Raw genomic sequence first — 25807 nt, forward strand, 5'->3', positions numbered from 1 at the left:
CATATGACACAAGAAAAATTTTCACAAAAATCATTAACACACGCTGATATTCCGCGTGCGACATATCATATTCCGAAAACATCTACCCATTTAATTATGGAAGAAGATGTAGATGTGGCTTATTTCCGCGCTCTCGAACAACAAAATGTTTTTTTAAACGAAAAACAATTAGAAGCCGTGCGCACAACAGAAGGTCCTGTTCTCACACTAGCTGGTGCTGGAAGCGGGAAAACATCTGTTTTAACAACTCGCGTTGGTTATTTAGTAAATGTAAAACAAGTTCATCCACGAAATATTTTATTACTTACATTTACACAAAAAGCAGCTGAAGAAATCCGAAGTCGTGTTGCGAAGTTACCAGGTATGAATCATGCAGCAAGTAGCTATGTTGTTGCTGGTACATTCCACTCTGTTTTCTTAAAATTGCTTCGTAGTCAAGGGTATAATCAGCAAATTTTAGCAAATGAAAAACATAAACAAATTATGATAAAGAAAATCTTAAAAGAATTGCGTTTAAAAGACGATTATGATGCGGAAACGATACTCGCGATGATTTCACTTGAGAAAAACAAATTAAATCGTCCGAAAGATGTAAAAGCGAAAACACCAGTGGAACAAGAATTTAAAGAAGTATATGAACGTTTTGAAGAAGTAAAACAACGATACAATTATATTGATTTCGATGACATCTTATTGGAAACATATTATATGTTAGAAAATAATGCTCCTTTACTAACTCAATTACAACAACGTTTTCACTACATTGAAGTAGATGAGTTTCAAGATACATCGTATGCACAATATGAAATTGTAAAATTGTTAGCCACACCAAGAAATAATTTATTCATCGCAGGTGATGATGATCAAGCTATCTACGGCTGGCGAGGGGCAAGTCACCAAATTATTTTATCTTTTCCAAAAGAATTTGATAACACAACAATCATTGCACTAAATACGAATTATCGATCTAATCCCTTTATCGTCGGGCTTGGAAATGAAGTTATAAAATTAAATCAAGAACGTTTTGATAAAGAGCTATACTCCGTTCGTGAGGAAGGTGTACAACCTTTTTATGCAAGACCTGCTACGACTCTTGATGAAGCAAATCAAATTTTACAGCTCATTCAAGAAAAAGTAGATAGCGGTGACCGAAACTATAAAGATTTTTGTTTACTGTATCGCACACATTCTGTAAGTCGTTCGTTACTTGATCAACTTACCATTCATAAAGTCCCGTTTATTAAACACGGGGCGAGCCAATCATTTTATGAACATTCTTTAATCAAGCCTGTATTAGATCATTTAAGACTCGTGATTGAGCCGTTTCGACTAGAATCACTTTCAAACATATTGCCGACGATGTATATCGGACGTGATGATTGTATTTCATTTATTGAACGTGAACAATGGAAATATGGTGAGGGGCGCTTCCCTTCTCTTCTTCATTTCTTACTATTAAATCCAAGCTTAAAACCTTTTCAAGTGAAAAAGGTAAATGAGCGCATCGATTTTATTAAATTTATTAAAGAATTAGAACCGAAAAAAGCATTAAAAGAAATCATTCATGGTAAAGGAAAATATTTAGAGTACTTACAAAGTAACGATCGTTCTTCCTTTACGATGCATAAAGACATACAAGAAGAAATGTTGGAAGAATTAATGGAGTCTGCAACTCGTTTCACCGATATTCCAGCTTATTTACAATTTATTGACGAGGCGATTCAAGGTCAAAAAGAAATGGAAGCATTAAAAACAATGCCGCAAAAAGATGCCGTTTCACTTATGTCAATTCATAACGCAAAAGGCCTTGAATTTCCATGTGTCTTTTTACTTGGAGCGAGTGATGGGATCCTGCCTCATACTTCTTCTTTAAAAGATGCAAATGATCGTGTTACGGAAACTTCTGAAGCGTTAGAAGAAGAACGCCGATTACTTTATGTCGCCATTACACGTGCGAAAGAAGAACTTTACATTTCTTCTCCGCAATTTTTCAGAGGAAAGAAATTAGAAATATCTCGTTTTTTATATACTGTGCGAAAAGATTTACCTGAAAAGACATCCACTAAATAAGGGTGTCTTTTTTTATATCACGTTATGTACATCCCTCCTATATAAATTCCTTGTTTTTATCGTGAGAATTAACGTAATATCAGCCATATCCCACTCATATTGTAATAGTGTATGTCAGAACTCACGAGAAGGAGTGAACATAATGAGCTGCAATTGTGAAGATCATCAACATGAGTGTGATTTCAACTGTGTATCGAATGTCGTTCGTTTTATACATGAACTACAAGAATGTGCAACGACAACATGTGGATCTGGTTGCGAAGTTCCCTTTTTAGGTGCACATAACAATGCATCAGTAGCGAATACACGTCCTTTTATTTTATACACAAAAACTGGAGAACCTTTTGAAGCATTTGCACCATCTTCAAGCCTTACTAGCTGCCGATCTCCCATTTTCCGCGTAGAAAGTATAGATGATGATGACTGTGCTGTATTGCGTGTATTAACTGTAGTTTTAGGTGATGGTACCGCTGTACCACCTGGTGACGACCCAATCTGTACGTTTTTAGCTGTACCAAATGCAAGACTAATATCAACCTCCACTTGCATTACTGTTGATTTAAGTTGCTTCTGCGCTATTCAATGCTTACGAGATGTTTCTATTTAAAACTAAATAATGAGTTAAGCATGGATTGGGTGGCAGATAATTCTGCCACCCAATCCATGCTTAAAGAGTATTATTATGTAAATTTCTTAAAATTGGGAACTTGTCTAGAACATAGAACCTGTCCTTTTCATTAACTGAAAGTAGAAACAGATAAAGGAGTGAAAAACATGTTCTCTTCTGATTGCGAATTTACTAAAATTGATTGCGAGGCAAAACCAGCTAGTACACTACCTGCCTTCGGTTTTGCTTTCAACGCGTCTGCACCTCAGTTCGCTTCACTATTTACACCACTATTATTACCTAGCGTAAGTCCAAACCCAAATATTACTGTTCCTGTAATAAATGATACAGTAAGTGTTGGAGATGGCATTCGAATTCTACGAGCTGGTATTTATCAAATCAGTTATACATTAACGATTAGTCTTGATAACTCACCTGTAGCACCAGAAGCTGGTCGTTTCTTCTTATCATTAGGTACGCCAGCTAACATTATTCCTGGATCAGGTACAGCCGTTCGTTCTAACGTTATTGGTACTGGTGAAGTAGATGTATCTAGCGGTGTTATTCTTATTAACTTAAACCCTGGTGACTTAATTCAAATTGTACCAGTTGAACTGATTGGAACTGTAGACATCCGTGCAGCAGCATTAACAGTTGCACAAATTAGCTAGTAAAAAGCGGTATTTCTAATACAGAAATACCGCTTTTTATATATAATAAAAACACTCACAGTAACATGAGTGTTTCATTCTTCATAGTGTTTTATTGTGTTCTTCTTTTTCCCACAATTACATCCTTTTTTCTTCACAAATCCTTGTTGTTGCAATTGTTCTTGATATGCCTGTTGTTGTGCATGGTGCTGTTGCTGTATTTGATACCACTGCTGCAGGTCATATGAATTTTGCCTTGGATTATTGCTCACAGCAAACATCTCCTCTACTGTCAATTCTGTCTATTTACTATATGAACAACTCTTTATTTCCGTTCCCTCATTCTTTTAAACTCCGCTTTTTCTCTTATTATGAAAATATATTATTCTCCCATAAAATATCCTGTAACCGTTTCAATGATTGCTGCTGCACCTGCAATGGCTAATAATGCAAGTAACGGCTCCGCAACGATAGGAATCCAATTATATAAAACTAATAAAAAAGCACTAACCCATACACCTGTACACCAATAACAGCTTAACAATTCACCAATCCACTTTCTTAATCCTTTACCTTTTACTTTTGTAAATGTTGATACACTTCCATCCGGCTCCGTAATCTCTAATTCATCAATAAATGGTCTTCGCAAAAAAGCTGTTATTTTATCATATACAATTAAACGAGTGAGCCTAAAAGCAGCTAACGCAAAAATAAAAAATAAAAGCCAGCTTGTAAACAGCATAATTCCACCTTCCCTTATCCTCTTTCGCCTATTTAAAAAAAAAGGTCTTGAGATTGTGACCAAATCTCCTCGACTCCAATATCTTATTAATGTAAATACAAACAAGAAGATAAGGAGTGACATTAATGAGTTGTAACGAAAATAAACACCATGGCTCTTCTCATTGTGTAGTTGACGTTGTAAAATTCATCAATGAATTACAAGATTGTTCTACAACAACATGTGGATCTGGTTGTGAAATCCCATTCTTAGGTGCACACAATACTGCATCAGTAGCTAATACACGCCCTTTTATTTTATACACAAAAACTGGAGAACCTTTTGAAGCATTCGCACCATCTGCAAGCCTTACTAGCTGCCGATCTCCAATTTTCCGTGTGGAAAGTGTAGATGACGATAGCTGTGCTGTACTACGTGTATTAACTGTAGTTTTAGGTGACAGTTCTCCGGTACCACCTGGTGACGATCCAATTTGTACGTTTTTAGCTGTACCAAATGCAAGATTAATATCTACAACTACTTGCATTACTGTTGATTTAAGCTGTTTCTGTGCGATTCAATGCTTACGCGACGTTTCTATCGTTAAGTAAACTAAAAAACTATTGGGGTGGTAGAAGCTTTCTACCACCTTTACATATTTAAAAGCCAGCCATACTAATCGATTGGATATCATCTATAGACAACCTAATATCTCTCATACTATTTTGCGGCATAATAGATACAATGCCATTACGATACGATATGATCGATCCAACATAAGAAACTGTAGTTGTTTTTATTCTGCACCTTACTTTCGGAATATAATGAGGGCGGTTTAATAAAAAATGAATTTTTTCATCATTATTCATATCCTTAAATGATTTATTATACGGGACAGTTCTTACTGGTTCTTGTTGTTCTTGTTGTTCTTGCTCTTCTTGTTCTGCGTGTTCTTCTTTTTCTTCTTCTATTTTTTCTTCCACTTGCTGCTCTTCTTGTTGTTCTTGTTCTGTTACCTCTTCCACAGCACTGCTTACAATATTTTCTTGTCTATCACTTTGCTCTTTTTGATCTTCATTTTCAAAGTTTGTCAGGATAATCCTTTTTATTTTCGGTGCAGTAAGTTCTAAACTTACTTGCGTGATATATAACAACGGTTTTCCAACTGTTGAACTTTTATTTTTATTCTTCACACTCGTCCCTCCCACTTCCATACGTAGCTGAATAAATCGTGTACTATTATAGTTATATTCATCACGTGGTAAGAACTTTCGTTAAAAATCGTTCTTTCTCAGAACAAATAAAAAGGACAATCTCAGCATTTAGAGATTGTCCTTTAAAAATTAATATTATATTTATCCTAGGATATGATACCCTGAATCAACGTGAATGTTTTCTCCTGTTACTCCACGTGCTAAATCACTGAATAGGAATACTGCTGTATCGCCAACTTCTTCTGGAGTTGTTGTACGACGAAGTGGTGCGCGCTCCTCAATTTCTCTTAAGATTGAGTTGAAATCGCCTACACCTTTTGCAGATAACGTACGAATTGGTCCTGCAGAAATAGCGTTAACACGAATACCGTGTTGACCTAAATCGTTCGCTAAATATTTCACGCTCGCTTCTAATGAAGCTTTCGCAACACCCATAACGTTATAATTTTTCACAACGCGCTCGCCGCCAAGGTATGTTAACGTTAAAATATTTCCGCCTTCTGTCATTACTTTTTTTGCTTCTCTTGCTACAGCTGTTAAAGAGAATGCACTAATATTTTGTGCAAGTAAAAATCCATCGCGAGAAGTATCTACAAATTCACCTTTTAAGTCATCGCGATTTGCAAAAGCAATACAATGTGCTACACCGTGAATAGTACCTACTTCTTGTTTAATTGTTTCAAAGCAAGCTGTAAGTTCCTCGTCATTCGTTACATCACAAGGTAATACAAGTGATTCTTGTCCTTCTAATGTGTCCGCTAATTCACGAACGTTTCTTTCTAAACGTTCTCCTGCATATGTGAATATTAATTTTGCACCTGCATTATGCAAAGAGCGAGCAATTCCCCATGCAATACTTCTTTGGTTCGCAACGCCCATAACAACAAATGTTTTCCCTTGTAATAGTTCCATGATATATCCTCCCAGAAATACTTATACTTGTTATTAGTACCTGATACTATAATTATAGTACCATAAAACCGCTTAAAGGCAAACAAAAAAGTCATTAACAGAAAGTTGTTAATGACTTTTGGTTTCTATAAAAAACCGCTCTAATCCTTCTTCCCAAGAAGGCATTTGTGAAAAACCATTTAATCGTAGCATGTTGTGTTGAAAAATAGAATATTTGGGCCTCGCAGCTGCAGCCCCGAATTCTTCCGTTGAAACAGGTAATACATTCACTTTCATATTTGCATACGAAAATATCTTTTGTGCAAATTCAAACCAAGAGCATGAGCCTCTGTTTGATACGTGGTATGTACCGTATAAAGAAGTATGAATGAGCTTATTAATAACCATATTTAAATCCGCCACATACGTAGGCGAGCCAACTTGATCCGCTACAACAGATATTTCATCTCTTTCTTTTCCTAATCGCATCATCGTTTTCACGAAATTATTTCCATATTTACCATATAGCCACGATGTGCGAACGATAAAATATTTATTATGTAACTCTTTGACGAACTGCTCCCCCGCATACTTAGAGGCTCCATATATATTTATCGGCGCTGGACTATGAAATTCGTCGTATCCATCTGGTCTAGCGCCTTGAAATACATAATCAGTACTAATATAAACTAGCTTCGCCCCTACTAATTGTGAAGCAACCGCTACATTTCTAGCTCCGATTGCATTTATTCTATATGCAAGATCCTGTTCTTTCTCCGCATGATCTACTTTCGTATAGGCAGCACAATGAATAATTATATGTGGTTTTATTTCTTGTACTACTTGTTGTATTCGGGATATATTTGTCACATCTAATAACTTTTTATCAAATGGATATATATCATATTCTTCAGAGTTTAACTCTTCAAATAGTTGCTTTCCTAATTGACCGTTTGCTCCTGTTATGATAACCCTCTCTTTCATGTAACATGCCCCTTACTGGTCTTTTAGTGGTTTCCACCATTCCTTATTCTTTTCATACCATTTCACCGTCTCTTGTAATCCTTGTTCAAACGTATATTTCGGTTCCCAATCAAATTCAGTCTTCATTTTCTCTGCATCAATCGCATAACGACGATCGTGCCCTAAACGATCTGTAACATATTCAATGTCTTTTTTTGTTTTTCCTAAAAGAGTGATAATTTGTTCCACAACTTCTACATTTGTTTTTTCATTATTGCCACCTATATTATATACTTCTCCTACACGTCCCTTATGCAGCACAACGTCAATCGCACTGCAATGATCCGTTACATGTAACCAATCTCTTATATTTAAACCATCACCATATAACGGTAGTTTTTTTCCTTCCAGTGCATTCGTAACCATTAACGGAATTAATTTTTCGGGATACTGGTACGGCCCATAATTATTAGAACAACGCGTTACTATAACCGGTAATTGATATGTTTTATAGTAAGATAAAGCTATCATGTCCGCGCTCGCCTTACTTGAAGAATACGGACTATTTGGAGCTAACGGCGTTGTCTCTGTGAACTTCCCTGTTTTCCCTAAAGAGCCATACACTTCATCCGTTGATACTTGCACAAGTTTTATATGCGAATATTTTTTAACTAGTTCTAATAAAGTGACCGTCCCAATTACATTTGTATCATAAAAAGGAATCGGATTTTCAATACTACGGTCCACATGTGATTCAGCTGCAAAATTTACAATTACTTGTACGTCTCGCTCTTTTATAACGTGTTCTAATAGCTCTCCATTTTGAATTTCTCCTTTTACAAAAGAGTAATTCGGATGATCCTGAAGAGGTTTTACGTTATTTAAATTCCCGCTATATGTTAATGCATCGTAATTAATAATTTTATATGATTCATAACTTTGTAGCATGTAATGAACGAAATTACTTCCAATAAATCCAGCCCCACCTGTTACTAATATATTCATAAACAACTCTCCTACTTAAAAACTATCTTCATATTCCTCTAGTAATGGCAATATCTGATCCTTATCGGACAATATAGGATCTGTTACTGGCCAAGGAATTGCTAAATCTTTATCTTCCCAAAGTAATCCAGAGTCGTGCTTTGCGCTATAATATTCATCTACTTTATACATAACGATAGTATGCGGGACAAGCGTGCAAAATCCATGCGCAAATCCTTTTGGCACTAGTAACTGCCGATGGTTATCTGCACTTAAAATATATCCTTTCCATTGTTTAAATGTTGGTGATTTTTTTCGTAAATCAACGATAACATCATAAATTGCCCCTTGCATAACTTGAATGAGTTTCGTTTGTGCTTTCGGTTTTTTTTGAAAGTGTAGTCCCCGAATCGTTCCTGCCTTAGCCGAATAAGATACGTTATCCTGTACAAATGAATACGTTATCCCTAATGTTTCTAGCACCTGCTTATTATAGCTCTCTGAAAAAAAGCCACGCTCGTCTCCAAACAACCTCGGTTCTAACAATTTTGCATCGGTAAAATTTGTTTCTACAACTTTCATATTCTCACCTATTCTCCGTTAAACTGTTTCCCAAAATTAATACCCCGTGCTAACGTATTCGCCTTTTGAAGCGAAGCATGAGTTCCCGCATCAGTCCACCAGCCGCTCATTTCATTATAAGTAAGTACCCCTCGTTTTAAATACCAATTATTTATATCTGTAATTTCAAGTTCTCCCCGTGCAGAAGGTTTTAATTCTTTAATATAAGAAAAGACTTTCGAATCATACAAATAAATTCCCGTAACCGCATAAGAACTTTTCGGCTCTTTCGGCTTTTCTTCAATTTCAACTATTTTTCGGTTTTGAATATGTGCTACGCCAAATCTTTCGGGATCTTCTACAGATTGCAATAGCACTTTCGCACCTTCTTTTTGATTTGCAAACTCTTCAACATACGGAAGAATATCATCTGAAAAAATATTATCCCCTAATATAACTACCATACGATCATTCCCGACGAAATCTTCACAAAGCCCTAACGCCTGTGCAATACCGCCTGCTTTATCTTGCACACGATACGTAAAGGACACTCCAAATTCATGACCACTTCCTAAAAAGCTAACAACATCCCCCATATGCTCTTTACCTGTAATAATCATAATATCTGTAATATCACATTGTTTTAGCTTATATACCGCATGATAAATCATCGGATACCGACCAACAGGAAGTAAATGTTTATTCGTTACTTTCGTTATTGGATATAATCTAGATCCAGTACCACCTGCTAAAATAATTCCTTTCACTTTGCATCTCTCCTTTATGATGGAGATAATATATCTTTGTAATGTTCTACAAACACTTTCCGGTACTTCTCATATGTATCCGCATCAAACTCATCCCCGTTGTAATGAATACACCATAAATTTGCTTGATTTGGGATACCGATTAAATAACCAGCCCTTTGAAACTCTAAAGACTGTGACACATCATAAAAGTGAAACCCTTGAAACAAATCTTCTCGCCACGGAATATCATACTGCGTTGCCATGAATAAACCATCAATTGCCTGAACTGACAAAAATGGTTGATTACCATAAAAAACCTGATCTAAATTTAATAATTGATAATTCTGTCTTCTATACTCAATCACTTTCCCTACTAAATTTTTTCCTTCCCACCATATCCCGTTATTCGGTAAAAACTGAGCTCCAGCGACTCCTATTAAACCAAGCTTTTCATTTTCTTTAAAAAGAGATATAAGTGTAGAAAACATGTCTCGATTAATAAGATATGTATCTTGATGTATATACACTTTGTATTTCGCTGGATATGAAAGGGCTCGGTTGTATGCACTTGCCATACTTTGTGCATCTCGTATCGGAAAAATTTGCACGACATAACCTGGGGGAACAAAAATGTTTCTTATTTGGCTCTCACATTGTTTGAAAAGCTCCTCATTATTTACACAAACAACGACTAATATTGTATGATCTCTCATTTTTGTCCCCCCTTTTATTCTTCCTTATTTACATCTGACATATAGTGTTCCACAAATATTTTCCGATACTTTTCATAGTTCGTCATATTCACATCAAAATGATAATGGATACACCAAGCATCGCGCTGTACAGGTACACCAACTGTATATCCTGCTTTTTTAAATTCAAATGATTGAGATACATCATAAAAATCAAATCCGTCAAATAAGTCTTCTCGCCACGGAACATCATATTGTGTCGCCATTAATAAACCATCAATACATTCTACAGGAATAAATGTTTTTGATTCATGATACGGTTGTTCTAAACTTGCCATATAAAACAAATCATTCATATAACCAATGACCTTTCCTACAATGCCACGCCCTTCGTTCCATACACCAGTCGGAGGAACATATTGCGCTCCAACCATCCCGATCATCCCAAGGTGTTCATGTTCCTCAAATAATTGAAGTAATCCATATAAAAAAGCCCTATTTATAATAAAAACATCTTGATGTAAATAAACTTTATACTTCGCTGGATGCGAAATGGCTTGATTGTATCCACTCGTCATACTTTTCGCATTCCGAATCGGCATGAATTGGACAATATACCCTGGTGGTACTAACAATTGCAATATATGTCGCACGCAGTTTGCATACAATTTCCGATCATTTATACATGTAACAAATAATATTGTTTTGTCTGCAGCACTCATAATTGTGATTTTTCAGCTTCAATAATATACTGAAATACAACTGTCTCAGCCATGAAGCCACTTCCAAGACGATATTTTTTACAAATTCCATATAGCTCCTCAATAAGCGGTTCATACATTTTATGATCAACATATACACGATCTACTTTACTAATAACATATCCTGCTTTTAAAAACATTCTTAGCATTTCATTAAATGTAAAGAAACGAATATGTGTTTTATCTAATAAACCATATTCTGTATACGTCCAATTTCCCGCAAGTAAAGGCGCTAATACTGAAATATGAGCAACATTCGGTATACTTGCTAAAATTACACCATTTTGCTTTATATATGGCTTAACCTTTTCAATCACAGCCCACGGATCAAATAAATGCTCTAATACATCTCCAAATATGACGCAATCAAATTGCCCCTCCTCATAAGGAAGTTCTATTTTTTCTATATCCCCTAAAATAACATGATCAAGTCTTTCTTTCGCTTGTTCTGCTGCCTCTGGAAATGCCTCAATTCCTGATACACGTGTGCCGTTTTCTTTAATAGCTGCTCCCAATGCACCACCCGAGCAACCAATATCAAGAACTTCTTTCCATTCCTTTTTTATATGCTTCAATAAATTCGGATTTGCTGCATTATAATAATGTTCGGATTTTTCTTCATATAAAGAGCTTTTTTCACGATTCATTTCACACACTCCTTATGCAATTTGAATTTGAAATATAAATCTCATATGAATTCTATAAAGTGCAGATTTTGTTCATCCCCTACTGATTATTAGCCCACAAATAGCAGTATAAAATCTTTTATTTATATTGGTTACGTTACCGATACTCTAATATATAACCAATCTATTAGAGTTAGAATAAAGATAAATCATTTCTAAAAAACGAAACCCATTACTCTTTATATGGTTTATCAAAAACCCCCCGAAAATATTTACGGTTATATTCAATTGCAGCATTATTCGGAACATAAGAAGCAGCTAATTCATTGTAATAATACGCTTTATCTTGCTCTCCTAACCTGCTATAACAAATACACATTTGTAAATAGGGTAGCCATGTGTAGCTAGCTGGACTATGGAAAGGACTTTCCGTTGCCATCGGTACTTCTGTTGCAAGTTTAAACCAAAATATCGCTTCATTATATTTTTCTTGTTCCATATATATATATCCTATTCTTGTACAATTTTCTCCTCTAGGGACGTCATACCGAAACGACTTCACACAAGATTCGATTGCCTTCTCCCACATTCCGAGCTTCGCATAGCAATCTCCTAACTTACCACATGCATAAATTTTTTCTTCATACCATCCTTCGTCTTGATTAAGAAATGTTTCATAAAGAAGAACTGCATCATCATATTTTTGGTTATCCGTAGATTCATTTGCGTAATAAAATAAATCTCTCGGACTTAATTCTTCACCTGCAGCTACAGTATTTTGAAAAATTTTCAAATTACGATCTGTTACTTTTTTTTCTTTTTTGTGTGTAATAGCAACATTACTACTAAAAATCTCTCCAGAAATAGCTAAATACTCATGAACCTTTCCAAACCATTGAAATTGTTTTTCACGCTTTACAAGTCGATTTCTTTTTGTACAATATAAAGGTTTCCCATTAGAATCCATTGCAAGGTGATAAGGCATCGAAACAGCATCAATTTTAGGATCTAATTCTCTTTTTAAAAGTTTCAATGCTTCTTGAGCATCTTCTAATAATACGTCATCTGCATCTAGCCACAATATATACTCTTGCGTCGCTTTTGAAAAAGAATAATTTCTTGCTGCTGCAAAATCATCGATCCACTGGAAATCATATATGTTAGAAGTGTATTTCTCTACGATTTCTTTCGTTCGATCGACGGAACCTGTATCAACTACTATAATTTCATCCACAATTTTTTCAACTGTGTCTAAACAACGTGCTATTGTCTCCTCCTCATCTCGAACAATCATACATAAACTAATTGTAATTCCTTGCTTGTTCAACATAATCACCCTCTTCCAAATCAATCATATGTTATACACATACTAAACTTTCCATTTTTTTAAATTGTTCAAGTAGTTTTAGATTTCTTTTCAATAATTCAAATGTCCGTGTCATTTTCTTTCGGTTTTGCATCTACTATATAATGAACGCTTTATGGAGGTGAATTTATGTCAAATAATAATTATTCAAATGGATTAAATCCCGATGAATCTTTATCAGCTAGTGCATTTGACCCTAATCTTGTAGGACCTACATTACCACCGATACCACCGTTTACCCTTCCAACTGGTCCGACCGGGCCAACTGGACCGACTGGACCGACTGGGCCGACTGTACCTACCGGGCCAACTGGACCGACTGGACCTACGGGACCGACTGGACCTACGGGACCTACGGGGCCGACTGGACCTACGGGGCCGACTGGTGACACTGGGGCTACTGGACCTACTGGTGACACTGGGGCTACTGGACCGACGGGGCCGACTGGTGACACTGGGGCTACTGGACCGACGGGGCCAACTGGTGACACTGGGGCTACTGGACCGACTGGACCTACGGGGCCGACTGGGGCTACTGGACCGACTGGACCTACTGGACCATCCGGACTAGGACTTCCAGCAGGACTATACGCATTTAACTCCGGTGGGATTTCTTTAGATCTAGGAATTAATGATCCAGTACCATTTAATACTGTTGGATCTCAGTTTGGTACAGCAATTTCTCAATTAGATGCTGATACTTTCGTAATTAGTGAAACTGGATTCTATAAAATCACCGTTATCGCTAACACTGCAACAGCAAGTCTATTAGGAGGTCTTACAATCCAAGTGAATGGAGTACCTGTACCAGGTACTGGATCAAGTTTAATCTCACTCGGAGCACCTATCGTTATTCAAGCAATTACGCAAATTACGACAACTCCATCATTAGTTGAAGTAATTGTTACAGGGCTTGGGCTATCATTAGCTCTTGGCACGAGTGCATCCATTATTATTGAAAAAGTTGCTTAATTTTTTACTTAGCAGTAGAACTGTTATCAGTTTTACTGCTTTTTCAATTTTAAATTCAATCATGAAACATTCACTATCTACATAATCATATTGTTGTATGACATTTTGCAGGAGGCACAAATATGGAAAGTAAATCTGCTGTTCAGCTTTATCTCGAATTGCTAAAGAAGACAATTTTATTTGAAATCTGGTTGGAATATGAGGCATACTTACCCGCATCTCTACATATTTCGAAAGAACTAGAATTCGAACCAGTTACAGTCCCCCTCCCTTTATTCATTAAGCAATATGCTGAAAACCATAACTTAAAAATTGTAAAACCAAATGTTTCAAAAAGTGAACGTCATGATGGAATGGATTGGCCAAGAGCAGCACATAGCATGATTGGTCGAGAACGTATGAACCAATTACAAGAGGCAATGGAAACCGTTGTTCGTGAAAATATAGAAGGAGATTTTATTGAAACAGGTGTATGGCGCGGAGGATCATGCATTTTTATGAATGGTTTTTTACAAGCAAACAACATTACGAATCGTAATGTGTGGGTCGCAGATTCATTTGAAGGTTTGCCAGCACCGAATCTAGAACAATATCCAAAAGATTACGGTGATTATTTACACACATTCGATTACTTACGCGTCTCTTTGGAACAAGTACAAGAGAATTTTAAAAAATATGATTTACTAAATGATCAAGTAAAATTTTTAAAAGGCTGGTTTAAAGATACTTTACCAACAGCACCAATTGAAAAAATAGCAATTGCACGGCTTGATGGTGATATGTACGAATCCACAATGGATGGTCTCGTGAACTTATATGATAAAGTTTCTAAAGGTGGCTATATAATTATCGATGACTACGGGCTACCGCCATGCGCTGAGGCTGTGACAGACTTTAGAAACCAACGAAATTTAAAAGCCCCTATTACTAAAATTGATGTATTTGGCGTTTATTGGAGAAAAGAATAAAAAAAGATTTAATCTATAGGGGATTCTATTTTCACTCATCCTTCTCTCACTTCTAATCCAATTAAGTATTCTTTTTCGGAATCTCCTTACATATAACAATTGTTTTCCTGTGTTCTCTCACTAAAAATTGAAAATTTTATTAATAGATTTACTGCATCTTCTCATACAAGAAAGGGGTATACTCATGAGCGAACTTAACAAAGAAATGACTTTACTCCCCCCTCCTGAACTCGTCCAATATGTAGGTGGTGACTTCAAAAAAGTTGGAAAAGAGTTCCTAAAGCATTTTATTCAAATTGGCGCTTTAAAATCAAATGAAAAAGTATTAGATGTAGGCTGCGGCGTCGGCCGAATGGCTGTACCATTATTGAATTACTTAAATGATGATGGAGCGTATTATGGATTTGATTTGTTTAAAGATGGAATTACTTGGTGTCAAAATAACATTTCAACTATGCGTAATAATTTTCACTTTGAACATGTTGACATATACAATCAATTCTATAATCCAGAAGGAAAAGAAGATGCCTCTCAATATCGTTTTCCCTATGAAGACGGGACATTCGATTTTATCTTTTTAACTTCTGTATTTACGCATCTTCTCCCAAAAGAATTAGAACATTACGTATCTGAAATTGTACGTGTATTAAAAAAAGACGGGAGATGTTTCATTACATTCTTTCTTATAAATCCTGAATCGTCCTATTATTTAAATGCAGGACAAAGTACATTAGGTTTTTATCATCGAATTGAAAATTGCTACGTTGTGAATAAAGATATTCCGAATTTTGCAGTTGCTTATCCTGAGACAGATATTTGCAATCTATTGAATAAGTACGGCCTAGAAATAATTAATAAGCCGCATTACGGTTTATGGTGCGGCAGAAATGAATATACAAGTTACCAAGATATTGTTCTTACAAAAAAAAGCTTCTGAAAGGAAGTTATGTATGATGAATGAAAAAAATCCACCTCTCGTTTCCATCCTTATTCCCACTTATAATCGGCCTCATTATTTTAAAATCGCTCTAGAAAGTGCATTGGCACAAACTTATTCAAATATTGAAATCATCATCGGAGATGACAGCACAAATGATGAAACAGAAACTTTAATACGCGAACAATACTTACCAAATTATAAAAATATAACATACATTCGAAATATCCCTACTCTAGGACAATTTCACAATGACCTTATGCTCATAGAAAAATCAAATGGTGAGTATATAAATTTTTTAATGGACGATGACGTGTTTTATAAGCATAAAATACAAAAAATGATGGCCTATTTTGAGCAAGATCTCAATAAAAATCTTGCTCTTGTTACTTCTTATCGAGTACGTATTGATGATCATGGAAATCTAATAGGTGATTCCCATCCAACCCAAAGGTTATATAGTGAAGACACTCCATTAAACGGAATATTTTTAGGTAATTGGATGTTAAAGGGCGGGCACAACATTATCGGTGAGCCTACAACTACTTTGTTTCGAAAAGAATTGCTCACGGATCCTTTTGGTACCCTTAAAGAGCGACAATATTCTTGTAGTGTTGATATGGCCTCATGGATTTCTTTACTTTCTAAAGGAAATGCAATATACATTTCTGAGCCTTTAAGTCAATTTCGCTACCATGCAGGACAACAAATACACAATAAGCTCCTTCAAGGTTGTGAAGATTTCACACACCTTGTTATAACAGCAAAAGAATATGGCTTTTTACAAAATACTATGGACTATAGAGCAGCTCTACTTAGTGCTTACCAATGGTGTAAAAGTTCCTTAAAATACTATCTTCATCAACTAGATATTTTTCCTGACGCACATGTACGTCTTTCCCATTGTTTGGATATAATTATTAAAGAGTTAAACAATTAATCTACTCTGCAAAATCAAAAGTGTATGGGCTATATGCGAATCATTCGTATAGTTCATACATTCTTTCTCATACTATAAAATCCATTACTATAAAGAGCAGTAGAAAGGAATACCTACATTGAAAGATCCAAATTCTCAATATCAAATAGACTACGTATTACTATTTATTTTATTTGCCATTGGGATTGTTAGTTGTTGTGCTATTGCAAGTGCGCAAGCCTCTTTACCACCATTTTTACAAAACGTCAATTTTGTACTAAAGCAAATCCAATGGTACTTCATTGGATTTATAGCCATTGGTGTTATTATGATTATCGATTTCGATCGTTATCAAAAAATTGCTTGGTATTTGTATAGCTTTGCAATGGTACTACTTATAGGACTAGAACTTCAAGTACCAGGTGCCGTTACAATTAAAGGCGCTACTGCTTGGTACAGGCTCTCAGGCATCGGAAATTTTCAGCCTTCTGAAATTATGAAATTATTTTTAATTATCGTCATTGGACGAATTATAGCAAATCATAATGAGAAATATTTTTCCAGAACAGTGCGTGAGGATTTTTTATTACTTGGAAAAATATTTGCGACAAGTTTGCCACCACTACTACTTATTGCAAAAGAACCAGATTTAGGAAACACAATGGTCATTTCAGCGATGCTTGCAGCAATGATACTAGTTTCTGGCATACGATGGCGTTTTATTTTCGGATTAGTTTCAGGTACTTTCGTCGCTGGATCTACATTAATATATATTTTTTTTACTTACACAGATTTCTTTAAAGCACACATTTTAAAAGAATATCAACTAAATCGCTTCTACGGATGGTTAGCACCTTACAAATATGATGCACAAGGCTATCAATTAAGACAAGCATTCTTAGCGACTGGATCCGGAGAAATGCAAGGAAAAGGGTGGGAAAATGGACAAGTATATTTTCCAGAACCACATACAGATTTTATTTTCACTAATGTCGCTGAACAATTTGGATTTCTAGGCGCAAGTGTCATTATTTCACTTTTTTTCTTACTCATTTTTCGAATGATTCATATCGCTTTAGAAAGTAATGACCCTTTCGGTAGTTACATTTGCGCTGGTACAATCGGAATGTTTACTTTCCAAGTATTCCAAAATATCGGGATGACAATCGGATTACTTCCCATTACAGGGATAACATTACCTCTTATGAGCTACGGAGGAAGTTCACTACTTACATACATGATTGCGATTGGATTCATTTTAAATGTTCGCTCAAGAACGAAAATCTTTATGTTTAAATGAACAACAAAAAAACGCTATATTTTTATCTCTATCCTTTTTTAGATATACTAATGAAAAATACGATGGAGGTTTAAATATGAAATATGACATTATAGGAGATATTCATGGATGCTTCCAAGAGTTTCAAAATTTAACAGAGAAGCTAGGATATAACTGGAGTAGCGGTCTACCGGTTCACCCTGACCAACGTAAACTTGCATTCGTTGGCGATATTACAGACCGTGGTCCTCATTCATTACGTATGATCGAAATTGTATGGGAACTTGTCATACATAAAAAAGAAGCTTATTACGCTCCTGGAAATCACTGTAATAAACTATATCGATTTTTCCTTGGACGTAATGTAACAGTCGCTCACGGACTTGAAACAACTGTTGCTGAATATGAAGCACTTCCTTCTCATAAGCAAAACATTATAAAAGAAAAGTTTACCACTCTTTATGAACAATCACCGCTCTACCACATACTAGATGAAAAAAGAGTAATCGTATGTCACGCTGGGATTCGGCAAGATTACATAGGAAGACGAGATAAAAAAGTACAAACCTTTGTATTATATGGCGATATTACAGGAGAAAAGCATGCCGATGGCTCACCTGTCCGTCGTGATTGGGCGCAAGAATACAAGGGGCAAGCTTGGATTGTATATGGACATACACCAGTAGCAGAACCTCGATTCGTCAATCAGACAGTCAATATTGATACTGGTGCTGTATTTGGTGGCAAATTAACCGGATTACGTTATCCTGAAATGGAGACTATCTCTGTCCCTTCTTCGTTACCTTTTGTCGCTGAGAAATTCCGTCCAATTTCATAACTACCTTACTTAGCATTATTTAGGCAGATCTCATATAAAACTAGGTAAAGTAATTAAAAAAAGATGCAATAAAGTGCATCTTTTTTTAATTACCCTACATATAATGTCGCAGGAGGTGACAGAATGAAGAAAAAATCTTCTAAACAAAAAAGAAAATTTCCCCCTTTATATCTGCCCATGTACGGAATTAACAACTGGTGTAGTATTCGAGCTGCAGCGATAGAAGAACTGGAAGAACAAGAGTCATCAAAAAAAAGCAAAGTAAAACCAACATATGTCTCTTTAGAAAATGCTGTGATGAGCCGCATAATCGATCGTAAAAAAATAAAGATGCAACAAAAAAATAAACAGCTCTCAAATCAAGATGAACAGGTACTACATTCTAACCAAACAGAAGAAAAGGCGGAAGAAAATATTTCTGTAGCAATAAATAAAAAAGTGGAACCAGAAATTCCAGCTGCTATTATAAACAAAGTAAAAAAAATAAAAGAAGCATTAGCTTCATCGAATGATATACAAACTGAAAAACCACTCATAATTGAGACACCTACACCTGAAAATACAAAAGTTAAAAGGGGCGGCCGATATGCATATGCGGAGGGGCTTCACTCTCATGCGGAAGGCATGGCAGCACATGCGGAAGGCTTATTAACGCACGCAAAAGGTTCTTTCTCTCATGCAGAAGGATCAAACTCAAAAGCAACTGGACATAGTTCGCATAGTGAGGGAAGTGAAACGACAGCAGGCGGTGCTTATTCTCATGCAGAGGGTAAACAGACGACTGCTTTAGGCGAAGCAGCACACGCAGAAGGAACCGCAACTATCGCTAACGGCTCCTCTTCTCATGCGGAAGGTCATCATACATCAACAGCTCATTTTGCAGGTAGCCATATTATGGGGCGCTTCGGCACTGCAGAAGAAGCTTATTCTTGGTTTATTGCAAATGGTGTAAACGACACCGACCATAATATCGGTGCTAAATGGCTTGCCCATAATGGAGAAATGTACATTGAGGGCGCGTCTTACAATGCAAGCGGAACGGATTTTGCACAAATGTTTGAAACAGAAGACTATAAACCTATTGATATCGGTTATTTCGTTACATTTAGTAGCGAAGAAAAAATTCGGATAGCTACTTCACACGATTCATTCATTTTAGGAATATCTAGTGCAACCCCTGCACTTATAGGAAATAGCGGGGCTTTAAGTTGGCAAAAACGCTATAAAACAGATAACTTTGGGAAACGCCAATATGTATGGACGGAAACAGAAGAAATACAACCTCTTTTAAATACAGAATGGGATCCAGCTTGCAAATATGTAGCAAGAAAAGATCGCGCCGAGTGGCTTCCTGTCGGATTAATTGGGCAAATGTTAGTACGTGATGACAACACTTGCGAAACTCATGGATATTGTCGTCCAAATGACAATGGCATTGCTACAAAAGCCGAAAGTGGATTTTTCGTTATAAAGCGTACGGGTGAAAACCAAATTTTAATATTATTCCGCTAAGAAAAAAGGGAACAAAATTCTTTATAATATAAGAATTTTGTTCCCTTTTTAAGCATCCCTAAGTAACTCTTGCATATCGCTTGGAATTTTTATAGTGAAAGACATTTCTTTCTCTAAAATAGGATGATAAAACGTCAAAGATTTACTATGAAGTGCTTGCCGTTTCATTTCATCCCTTCTTCCTCCATATAAGTTATCACCAAGTAATGGATGTCCTATATGAGCCATATGCACACGAATTTGATGCGTTCTTCCTGTCTCAAGCTCCAGCGCTACATGTGTCTTATCATATGTACTATCAATTACTTTAAAATGAGTAACCGCCCTTTGTCCATCCTCACAAACCGTTCGCTCAATAATGCTATCAGATTTCCGACCAATTGGTGCATCAATCATTCCTTCTCGTTCTACCATCTCACCGTGAACAATTGCTTCATACGTTCGTTTCACAGCTTTTTGTTGATGCTGCTTAGATAAAAGATGATGCACGAAACGATTTTTTGCAATAAGCATAAGCCCTGAAGTATCACGATCTAACCGTGTTACAATGTGCACTGTACTTGCCAGATGCTGCTTATCATAATGAGATAAAATCGCATTGGCAACACTCCCTGTCGGATGTTCTCTAGACGGAATCGTTGACATGTTCGCCTCTTTATCAATGATAAGAACCGCATCATCTTCATATACAATGCATAAAGGGATATCTTCTGCCATCATCCCTTCACTTCTTTCCTCCACTGGAAAAAAGACACTTAATTCTTCACCAGCGCGCAACTGATGACGAACACTCGCATGTTGACTATTTACTTCAATTGCCCCGCCGTGAAACTTTATATCCGTTAAAGCGGCTTTAGAAATACCTTTCGTTTTCAAAAATTCCCTAACTAAAGTTCCCTCTTCAGCCAGCCCTATATCCCATTTCAATGTAAATCTGTTCAAATATATAACCCTTTCTATTTATCTGCAACAAACGAGTCACGAACTCGTTTCCAGAACGGGAACGGGCGGAAACGAACAAATCGTACTTTCTCGTTTGCTACGCGATACTGGATTGATTTCACATCTTGATGGACCATTGTTAAATGATCCACTGTAATTTGTAAGTTCATTCCTGCAGCCGGCTTTAACACACATGTATGATGCTTCGGCAATACGAGTGGCGATCCTACAGTACGAAACACACGATTGTTAATGGACGCCATTTCTGCAATTTGAATCGCTTCAATAGATGGGTGAATAATTGCTCCGCCAAGCGCTTTATTATACGCAGTACTTCCTGAAGGAGTAGAAATACAAAGGCCGTCCCCGCGGAATGTTTCAAAATATTCTCCGCGTATTTCTACTTCTGTTACTAATGTACCTTCTGCACTTTTTACAGTCGCCTCATTCATCGCTAAATACTGTGACTCTTTACTTCCATTCACATAGCGAATAATAACTTCTAAAAGCGGATATTCCACCACTTGGAATGGTGTTTTTGCAATCGCAATTACTAATTTCTCTACTTCTGTCGGTAACCAATCTGCATAGAAACCTAAATGTCCTGTATGTACACCAACAAATGCTGTTTCATCCAATCGATTATAATAACGATGAAACGCATACAAAAGCGTTCCATCTCCCCCAACAGAAATTACAATATCGGGTTCCTTTTCATCCATTATAAATCCAAAATCTAGCAAGTACTCTTTCATCGTGCTTGCCAGTGTATCTGATGATTGATCTCCCTTTGACATAATTGTAAATTTCATCGCCCAACACCCTTTAGTTTATGATTCGGAATCTTTCGTTTCTTGCTTTCTTGAAAAAGCCTTTTGCGCTTCTTGAATTTCAAGACGAATAGAAGACATTTCTTCATCTAATAAAAACGCCGCTTCAGCTGCACGTTGCAAGCGTATTTTAATATCTTCAGGAAAACGTCCACTATATTTATAATTTAAAGAATGCTCAATTGTTGCCCAAAAGTTCATTGCTAGCGTGCGTATTTGGATTTCTACCAATACTTTTTGTTCACCCTGAATCGTTTGAACAGGATAACTAATGACAACATGATAAGAACGATAACCGCTATCTTTCTTTTGCGTGACATAATCACGTTCTTCCACGATTTCAAAGTCATTTCGTTTTCGAAGATATTCTACAACAGGCTTAATCTCATCAACAAATTGACACATCATTCTAAGCCCAGCAATATCCTGCATATCTTCTCTCAATCGGTCTAGCGGTACATTTCTCTTCTCCGCTTTATCAATAATACTTGCAACCGACTTTACCCTTCCTGTTACAAACTCAATTGGAGAATGCTCTGTTAACATTGCAAATTGAGTACGCATTCCTTTTAGTTTCACTTTCAGCTCTGCCACCGCTTGGTGGTAAGGTGCTAAAAATTCTTCCCAATTTCGATTCATTTCAACCACCACCAAAATCAATCCATTTGCTTATAGAAATACTTTTTCTACAGCAGTTACTAATTCTTCTCCGTAATTTGCATTACCTTCAATATTTTCAACTAAATATTCTACTTCTTCTTTTAATCCTTCTAATTCCATTTCAATGTCATTCACGCTAACGAACATAACCACATCGTTATTCATCGCTTCATGCATTGCTTCCCAGCATGTGTGCGGAATACTTACATAAATGAAAGATGATTCATTTTCTAAGATATATAAAAATGATAAATTGTCTGAGTCTACAAGTACATGATTACGTGCACTTAACTCCTTTACCTCTATTTCACTATTTTCCGCACAAAAAATAAGAGCATTCTCTCTCTTTTCTACGCTCTTAACTTGGATTTTATTTTGCATGCTCTAACTCCTCCATCTCAACTTCCTGTCTTACTTAACAGTATTATTGTATCATAACATGGACGCAAACAAATAAAACATTGAACCAAATTTATGAAAAAGCGATAATGTGTAAAGAATTATTTTTCAAAAGGAGATTATACAATGACACAAGAAATTGAAATTGAATTCAAAAATATCGTTACAAAAGAAGAATTCGATACATTATGTAAATCGTTTTCTATTGAAGCATTTACGAAACAAGTGAATCACTACTTTGAAACACCTGACTTCTCGTTAAAAGAAGCTGGCTCTGCACTTCGTATTCGTCATAAAGGAGAAACTTATACGTTAACGTTGAAACAACCTGCAGAAATCGGTTTATTAGAAACGCATCAAGTCGTAACAGAAGACGAAGCAAAAATGATGATGGAAACAAACACAATCATTCAAGGAGCAGTAGTAGATCAATTACACAAATTACAAATTCCTGTTTCTGCTTTAACATATATGGGTAGTTTAACAACAGAAAGAGCAGAAACATTATTTAAAGGCGGAACGCTTGTCTTTGATCATAGTTTCTATTACAATCACGATGATTATGAAATTGAATTTGAAGTACAAGATGAAGAAACAGGAAAAGCTGCATTTATTCATTTATTAACGCAACATAACATACCTGTTCGCCATACAAATAACAAAGTAAAACGCTTTTTCCTTGCCAAACAAAACAAAGCACGCTAAAGTGAAAATTCCACTAGTGAATATGTTTCACTAGTGGATACATCTGACTAAAAAAGTTTACACCCGTTGAATAAGCAAAGAATCTTTGAGAAGGCTGTTTATTTGCCCTCTCGAACATTCCATTGCTACAATAGATATACATTTCATGGAAAAAGGAGTTTATAAAGGATGAGCAAGCAACCGATGACACCATTTGAAGCAATTGGCGGTGAACAATGCATTGCAATATTAGTAGATACATTTTATTCCTATGTCAGTAAACACCCTGACTTATCTCCCATCTTCCCGGAAGATTTAACAGAAACCGCTAGGAAGCAGAAGCAATTTTTAACACAATATTTAGGTGGTCCTAATTTGTACACTGAAGAACATGGTCATCCTATGTTAAGAGCACGCCATCTTCCGTTTGAGATTACTCCAAAACGAGCAGAGGCTTGGCTATCATGCATGGAGCAAGCAATGGATGATACTGGAGTGCATGGTCATATAAGAGAGTTTGTCTTTGAACGTTTAGCATTAACCGCTCAGCATATGGTTAATACTCCAAACGAAACAGGTGAAGTGTAATGGATAAGCAGGAAGCAAAGCATATAAATATGCCATCTCCTTCCGCATGTGAGCATAAGTCTGTAGAAGCATATTTATTTATTGATCCACTTTGTAAAGATTGCTGGGAAATTGAGCCTTTTATTATTAAACTATGGCTTGAATACGGGAAATACTTCTCTATTCGTCATATCGTAACAGGAAAAGTGGATGGAACGAACGCTTCCTCACACAAATGGAATAAACCTGCTAATATTCGATTTGTGTGGGAAAAGACAACAAGTTTACAAGGTTTTTCATGTGATGGAAAGGTACATATGCAAGAAGCATCGTCAACACCATATTTAGTTTCGATGGCAATTAAGGCAGCGGAGTTGCAAGGCCGAAAAGCAGGTTCGAAGTTTTTGCGAAAACTCCAAGAATACATTTTCCTTGAAAATGTATCAAACCCTGACTGCGAACTATTACTTGCATGTGCGAAAGATAGCAATATTGATGTAGAAGAATTTAAAAAAGATCTACATTCTGCTAGTGCAAAAAAAGCTTTCCAATGTGACTTGAAATTCACGAATGAAATGCATATTACAGAAATACCCTCCCTCGTCTTTTTTCATGCGAACTCAGATGAAGAAGGTATTAAAATCGCTGGAAATTATTCCTACGATGTATACGTACAATTATTGAAAGAACTTGTAAAATGTGAAATTGAGCCAGAACCATTACCACCTTTAGAAGTACTACTAGAAGCAACACAATTTATATCTTCAAAAGAAGTAGCATTTATTTATGACTGTCCGCAACAAGAAATTGAGCGCGAACTTAAAAAATTACAACTGAAACGAAAAGTACAAATGATTGAAGTAAAATGCGAACGTTATTGGAAATGGATAGCAAAAGAAAAAGACCTGGTGTAAACACCAGGTCTTCTTCTTTACGGCTTATAAAAATATTAAAGGGGATGGGAGAAATTTTCACGTTCAAACAAAGGGGTATATGTTTGTATGTGAATTCGTTCACGCTTATTATATTACAAGATTCGACGTCAGATGACAACCCCTTTTGTCGAATTTCACACTTTTGTCACATTCTAAACGTTTTCATTTTTGAATAAGCTATAAAAAAGGTCATTTAGGGGGTTTATTTATGAAAAAATCTTATATTGCTCTTCTCTTTCTAGCTGTCATCGTTTCTTTTTTCTTGTACATCCTCTCTCTACTACAAGCTTTTCCTAAAATTATTGCCTTACCTCTTTTATTCGGAATCATTGTTATCACTCTCTCTTATTTCAATCATAAAAAACGATTCAAAGGGTTTTAATTTCAAAAATCAGCCGTAAAACTATCCTTTCAGTTAGAAAAACAAAGAAATCCACCTTGTTTTTTCGACATATATCGACATTTAATCTATTCAAAAAAAAGACGAGGATACAATCCCTCGTCTTTTTT

31 protein-coding genes are annotated in these 25807 nt (G+C 36.1%); 15 read left to right on the forward strand and 16 right to left on the reverse strand.

What is annotated here, in order from left to right:
- Positions 1-3 precede the first annotated feature (3 nt).
- From ACO6VI_RS06365 to exsF, 3 genes are all read left to right on the forward strand, one after another.
- Positions 4-2070 carry an ATP-dependent helicase gene (locus ACO6VI_RS06365; protein WP_063546832.1) on the forward strand — a complete coding sequence of 689 codons (2067 nt, stop codon included), beginning with the start codon at positions 4-6 and terminating at the stop codon, positions 2068-2070.
- Between the two features lie 142 nt (positions 2071-2212).
- Positions 2213-2677: a spore coat protein CotY gene (gene cotY / locus ACO6VI_RS06370; protein WP_063546830.1), complete on the forward strand. Its 465-nt coding sequence runs from the start codon at positions 2213-2215 to the stop codon at positions 2675-2677.
- Between the two features lie 167 nt (positions 2678-2844).
- Positions 2845-3348, forward strand: coding sequence for an exosporium protein ExsF (exsF, locus tag ACO6VI_RS06375; RefSeq protein WP_000492937.1), 504 nt, complete (start codon positions 2845-2847; stop codon positions 3346-3348).
- Between the two features lie 74 nt (positions 3349-3422).
- Here the strand turns inward: exsF and ACO6VI_RS06380 are convergent, their stop codons facing one another.
- On the reverse strand, positions 3423-3608 hold the full coding sequence (locus tag ACO6VI_RS06380) for a hypothetical protein (protein ID WP_014894818.1): 186 nt from the start codon (positions 3606-3608) through the stop codon (positions 3423-3425).
- 101 nt (positions 3609-3709) lie between these two features.
- On the reverse strand, positions 3710-4069 hold the full coding sequence (locus ACO6VI_RS06385; RefSeq protein ID WP_063546828.1) for a DUF1360 domain-containing protein: 360 nt from the start codon (positions 4067-4069) through the stop codon (positions 3710-3712).
- Between the two features lie 125 nt (positions 4070-4194).
- Between ACO6VI_RS06385 and exsY the strand changes: the two genes are divergently transcribed.
- Positions 4195-4659: an exosporium assembly protein ExsY gene (gene exsY, locus ACO6VI_RS06390; protein WP_001277740.1), complete on the forward strand. Its 465-nt coding sequence runs from the start codon at positions 4195-4197 to the stop codon at positions 4657-4659.
- A gap of 48 nt (positions 4660-4707) precedes the next feature.
- On the opposite strand, the gene ACO6VI_RS06395 is transcribed toward exsY, so the two are convergent.
- The 10 genes from ACO6VI_RS06395 to ACO6VI_RS06440 all read right to left on the reverse strand — a co-directional run bounded on the left by ACO6VI_RS06395 (position 4708) and on the right by ACO6VI_RS06440 (position 12819).
- Positions 4708-5262 (reverse strand): spore coat CotO family protein, encoded by a 555-nt coding sequence (locus tag ACO6VI_RS06395; protein WP_098818471.1) that lies wholly within the window; start codon positions 5260-5262, stop codon positions 4708-4710.
- A 141-nt stretch (positions 5263-5403) separates the two neighbouring features.
- Positions 5404-6174: an enoyl-ACP reductase FabI gene (fabI, locus tag ACO6VI_RS06400; RefSeq protein ID WP_000421885.1), complete on the reverse strand. Its 771-nt coding sequence runs from the start codon at positions 6172-6174 to the stop codon at positions 5404-5406.
- Positions 6175-6282: 108 nt separating this feature from the next.
- Positions 6283-7137, reverse strand: a complete 855-nt coding sequence (rfbD, locus tag ACO6VI_RS06405; RefSeq protein WP_000664659.1) for a dTDP-4-dehydrorhamnose reductase — start codon at positions 7135-7137, stop codon at positions 6283-6285.
- Between the two features lie 12 nt (positions 7138-7149).
- On the reverse strand, positions 7150-8121 hold the full coding sequence (rfbB, locus tag ACO6VI_RS06410; RefSeq protein WP_161519984.1) for a dTDP-glucose 4,6-dehydratase: 972 nt from the start codon (positions 8119-8121) through the stop codon (positions 7150-7152).
- Between the two features lie 15 nt (positions 8122-8136).
- The gene (gene rfbC, locus ACO6VI_RS06415; protein WP_000869417.1) at positions 8137-8682 is read right to left on the reverse strand and encodes a dTDP-4-dehydrorhamnose 3,5-epimerase; all 546 of its coding nucleotides are present in this window, start codon (positions 8680-8682) and stop codon (positions 8137-8139) included.
- A gap of 8 nt (positions 8683-8690) precedes the next feature.
- Positions 8691-9428 carry a sugar phosphate nucleotidyltransferase gene (locus ACO6VI_RS06420; protein ID WP_053565006.1) on the reverse strand — a complete coding sequence of 246 codons (738 nt, stop codon included), beginning with the start codon at positions 9426-9428 and terminating at the stop codon, positions 8691-8693.
- Positions 9429-9442: 14 nt separating this feature from the next.
- Complete coding sequence (locus tag ACO6VI_RS06425) at positions 9443-10123, reverse strand: glycosyltransferase family protein (RefSeq protein WP_161519983.1); 681 nt, start codon at positions 10121-10123, stop codon at positions 9443-9445.
- A gap of 14 nt (positions 10124-10137) precedes the next feature.
- The gene (locus ACO6VI_RS06430) at positions 10138-10824 is read right to left on the reverse strand and encodes a glycosyltransferase family protein (protein ID WP_001271183.1); all 687 of its coding nucleotides are present in this window, start codon (positions 10822-10824) and stop codon (positions 10138-10140) included.
- Positions 10821-11510 carry a class I SAM-dependent methyltransferase gene (locus tag ACO6VI_RS06435; protein WP_001078428.1) on the reverse strand — a complete coding sequence of 230 codons (690 nt, stop codon included), beginning with the start codon at positions 11508-11510 and terminating at the stop codon, positions 10821-10823. Before ACO6VI_RS06435 ends, ACO6VI_RS06430 begins: the two co-directional genes overlap by 4 nt.
- 211 nt (positions 11511-11721) lie before the next feature.
- Positions 11722-12819, reverse strand: coding sequence for a glycosyltransferase (locus ACO6VI_RS06440; protein ID WP_161519982.1), 1098 nt, complete (start codon positions 12817-12819; stop codon positions 11722-11724).
- A 165-nt stretch (positions 12820-12984) separates the two neighbouring features.
- Here ACO6VI_RS06440 and ACO6VI_RS06445 point away from each other — a divergent pair, with 165 nt between their 5' ends.
- The 7 genes from ACO6VI_RS06445 (at position 12985) to ACO6VI_RS06475 (ending at position 20280) form a co-directional block, all read left to right on the forward strand.
- Positions 12985-13827 (forward strand): BclA C-terminal domain-containing protein, encoded by an 843-nt coding sequence (locus tag ACO6VI_RS06445; protein ID WP_422423012.1) that lies wholly within the window; start codon positions 12985-12987, stop codon positions 13825-13827.
- A gap of 122 nt (positions 13828-13949) precedes the next feature.
- Entirely contained in the window at positions 13950-14795 is an 846-nt protein-coding gene (locus ACO6VI_RS06450; RefSeq protein WP_000444386.1) for a TylF/MycF family methyltransferase, read from the forward strand.
- Between the two features lie 184 nt (positions 14796-14979).
- Entirely contained in the window at positions 14980-15732 is a 753-nt protein-coding gene (locus tag ACO6VI_RS06455) for a class I SAM-dependent methyltransferase (protein ID WP_001292839.1), read from the forward strand.
- A gap of 13 nt (positions 15733-15745) precedes the next feature.
- Positions 15746-16672 carry a glycosyltransferase family 2 protein gene (locus ACO6VI_RS06460; RefSeq protein ID WP_161519980.1) on the forward strand — a complete coding sequence of 309 codons (927 nt, stop codon included), beginning with the start codon at positions 15746-15748 and terminating at the stop codon, positions 16670-16672.
- 118 nt (positions 16673-16790) lie between these two features.
- Positions 16791-17951: an FtsW/RodA/SpoVE family cell cycle protein gene (locus ACO6VI_RS06465; RefSeq protein ID WP_161519979.1), complete on the forward strand. Its 1161-nt coding sequence runs from the start codon at positions 16791-16793 to the stop codon at positions 17949-17951.
- 76 nt (positions 17952-18027) lie between these two features.
- On the forward strand, positions 18028-18768 hold the full coding sequence (gene prpE / locus ACO6VI_RS06470; protein ID WP_063546802.1) for a bis(5'-nucleosyl)-tetraphosphatase PrpE: 741 nt from the start codon (positions 18028-18030) through the stop codon (positions 18766-18768).
- A 123-nt stretch (positions 18769-18891) separates the two neighbouring features.
- Complete coding sequence (locus ACO6VI_RS06475; RefSeq protein WP_161519978.1) at positions 18892-20280, forward strand: peptidase G2 autoproteolytic cleavage domain-containing protein; 1389 nt, start codon at positions 18892-18894, stop codon at positions 20278-20280.
- A gap of 48 nt (positions 20281-20328) precedes the next feature.
- Here the strand turns inward: ACO6VI_RS06475 and ACO6VI_RS06480 are convergent, their stop codons facing one another.
- From ACO6VI_RS06480 to ACO6VI_RS06495, 4 genes are read right to left on the reverse strand one after another with little or no spacing between them, the layout of a single operon-like run.
- Positions 20329-21222: an RluA family pseudouridine synthase gene (locus tag ACO6VI_RS06480; protein WP_161519977.1), complete on the reverse strand. Its 894-nt coding sequence runs from the start codon at positions 21220-21222 to the stop codon at positions 20329-20331.
- 14 nt (positions 21223-21236) lie between these two features.
- A complete protein-coding gene (locus ACO6VI_RS06485) occupies positions 21237-22034 on the reverse strand; it encodes an NAD kinase (RefSeq protein WP_000673190.1) in 798 nt (265 codons plus the stop codon).
- Between the two features lie 18 nt (positions 22035-22052).
- Complete coding sequence (locus ACO6VI_RS06490) at positions 22053-22691, reverse strand: GTP pyrophosphokinase (RefSeq protein WP_001081482.1); 639 nt, start codon at positions 22689-22691, stop codon at positions 22053-22055.
- A gap of 30 nt (positions 22692-22721) precedes the next feature.
- Positions 22722-23093: a hypothetical protein gene (locus ACO6VI_RS06495; protein ID WP_001180005.1), complete on the reverse strand. Its 372-nt coding sequence runs from the start codon at positions 23091-23093 to the stop codon at positions 22722-22724.
- A 144-nt stretch (positions 23094-23237) separates the two neighbouring features.
- Here ACO6VI_RS06495 and ACO6VI_RS06500 point away from each other — a divergent pair, with 144 nt between their 5' ends.
- From ACO6VI_RS06500 to ACO6VI_RS06515, 4 genes are all read left to right on the forward strand, one after another.
- Positions 23238-23816, forward strand: a complete 579-nt coding sequence (locus ACO6VI_RS06500) for a CYTH domain-containing protein (RefSeq protein ID WP_000191122.1) — start codon at positions 23238-23240, stop codon at positions 23814-23816.
- A gap of 168 nt (positions 23817-23984) precedes the next feature.
- The gene (locus ACO6VI_RS06505; protein ID WP_000043386.1) at positions 23985-24383 is read left to right on the forward strand and encodes a hypothetical protein; all 399 of its coding nucleotides are present in this window, start codon (positions 23985-23987) and stop codon (positions 24381-24383) included.
- Positions 24383-25276 (forward strand): ClpXP adapter SpxH family protein, encoded by an 894-nt coding sequence (locus ACO6VI_RS06510; protein ID WP_000360645.1) that lies wholly within the window; start codon positions 24383-24385, stop codon positions 25274-25276. Before ACO6VI_RS06505 ends, ACO6VI_RS06510 begins: the two co-directional genes overlap by 1 nt.
- 229 nt (positions 25277-25505) lie before the next feature.
- Entirely contained in the window at positions 25506-25679 is a 174-nt protein-coding gene (locus ACO6VI_RS06515) for a hypothetical protein (protein WP_000750354.1), read from the forward strand.
- Positions 25680-25807 lie beyond the last annotated feature (128 nt).

Source organism: Bacillus sp. PSXD-155 (assembly GCF_049310765.1).
Lineage (GTDB): Bacteria > Bacillota > Bacilli > Bacillales > Bacillaceae_G > Bacillus_A > Bacillus_A cereus.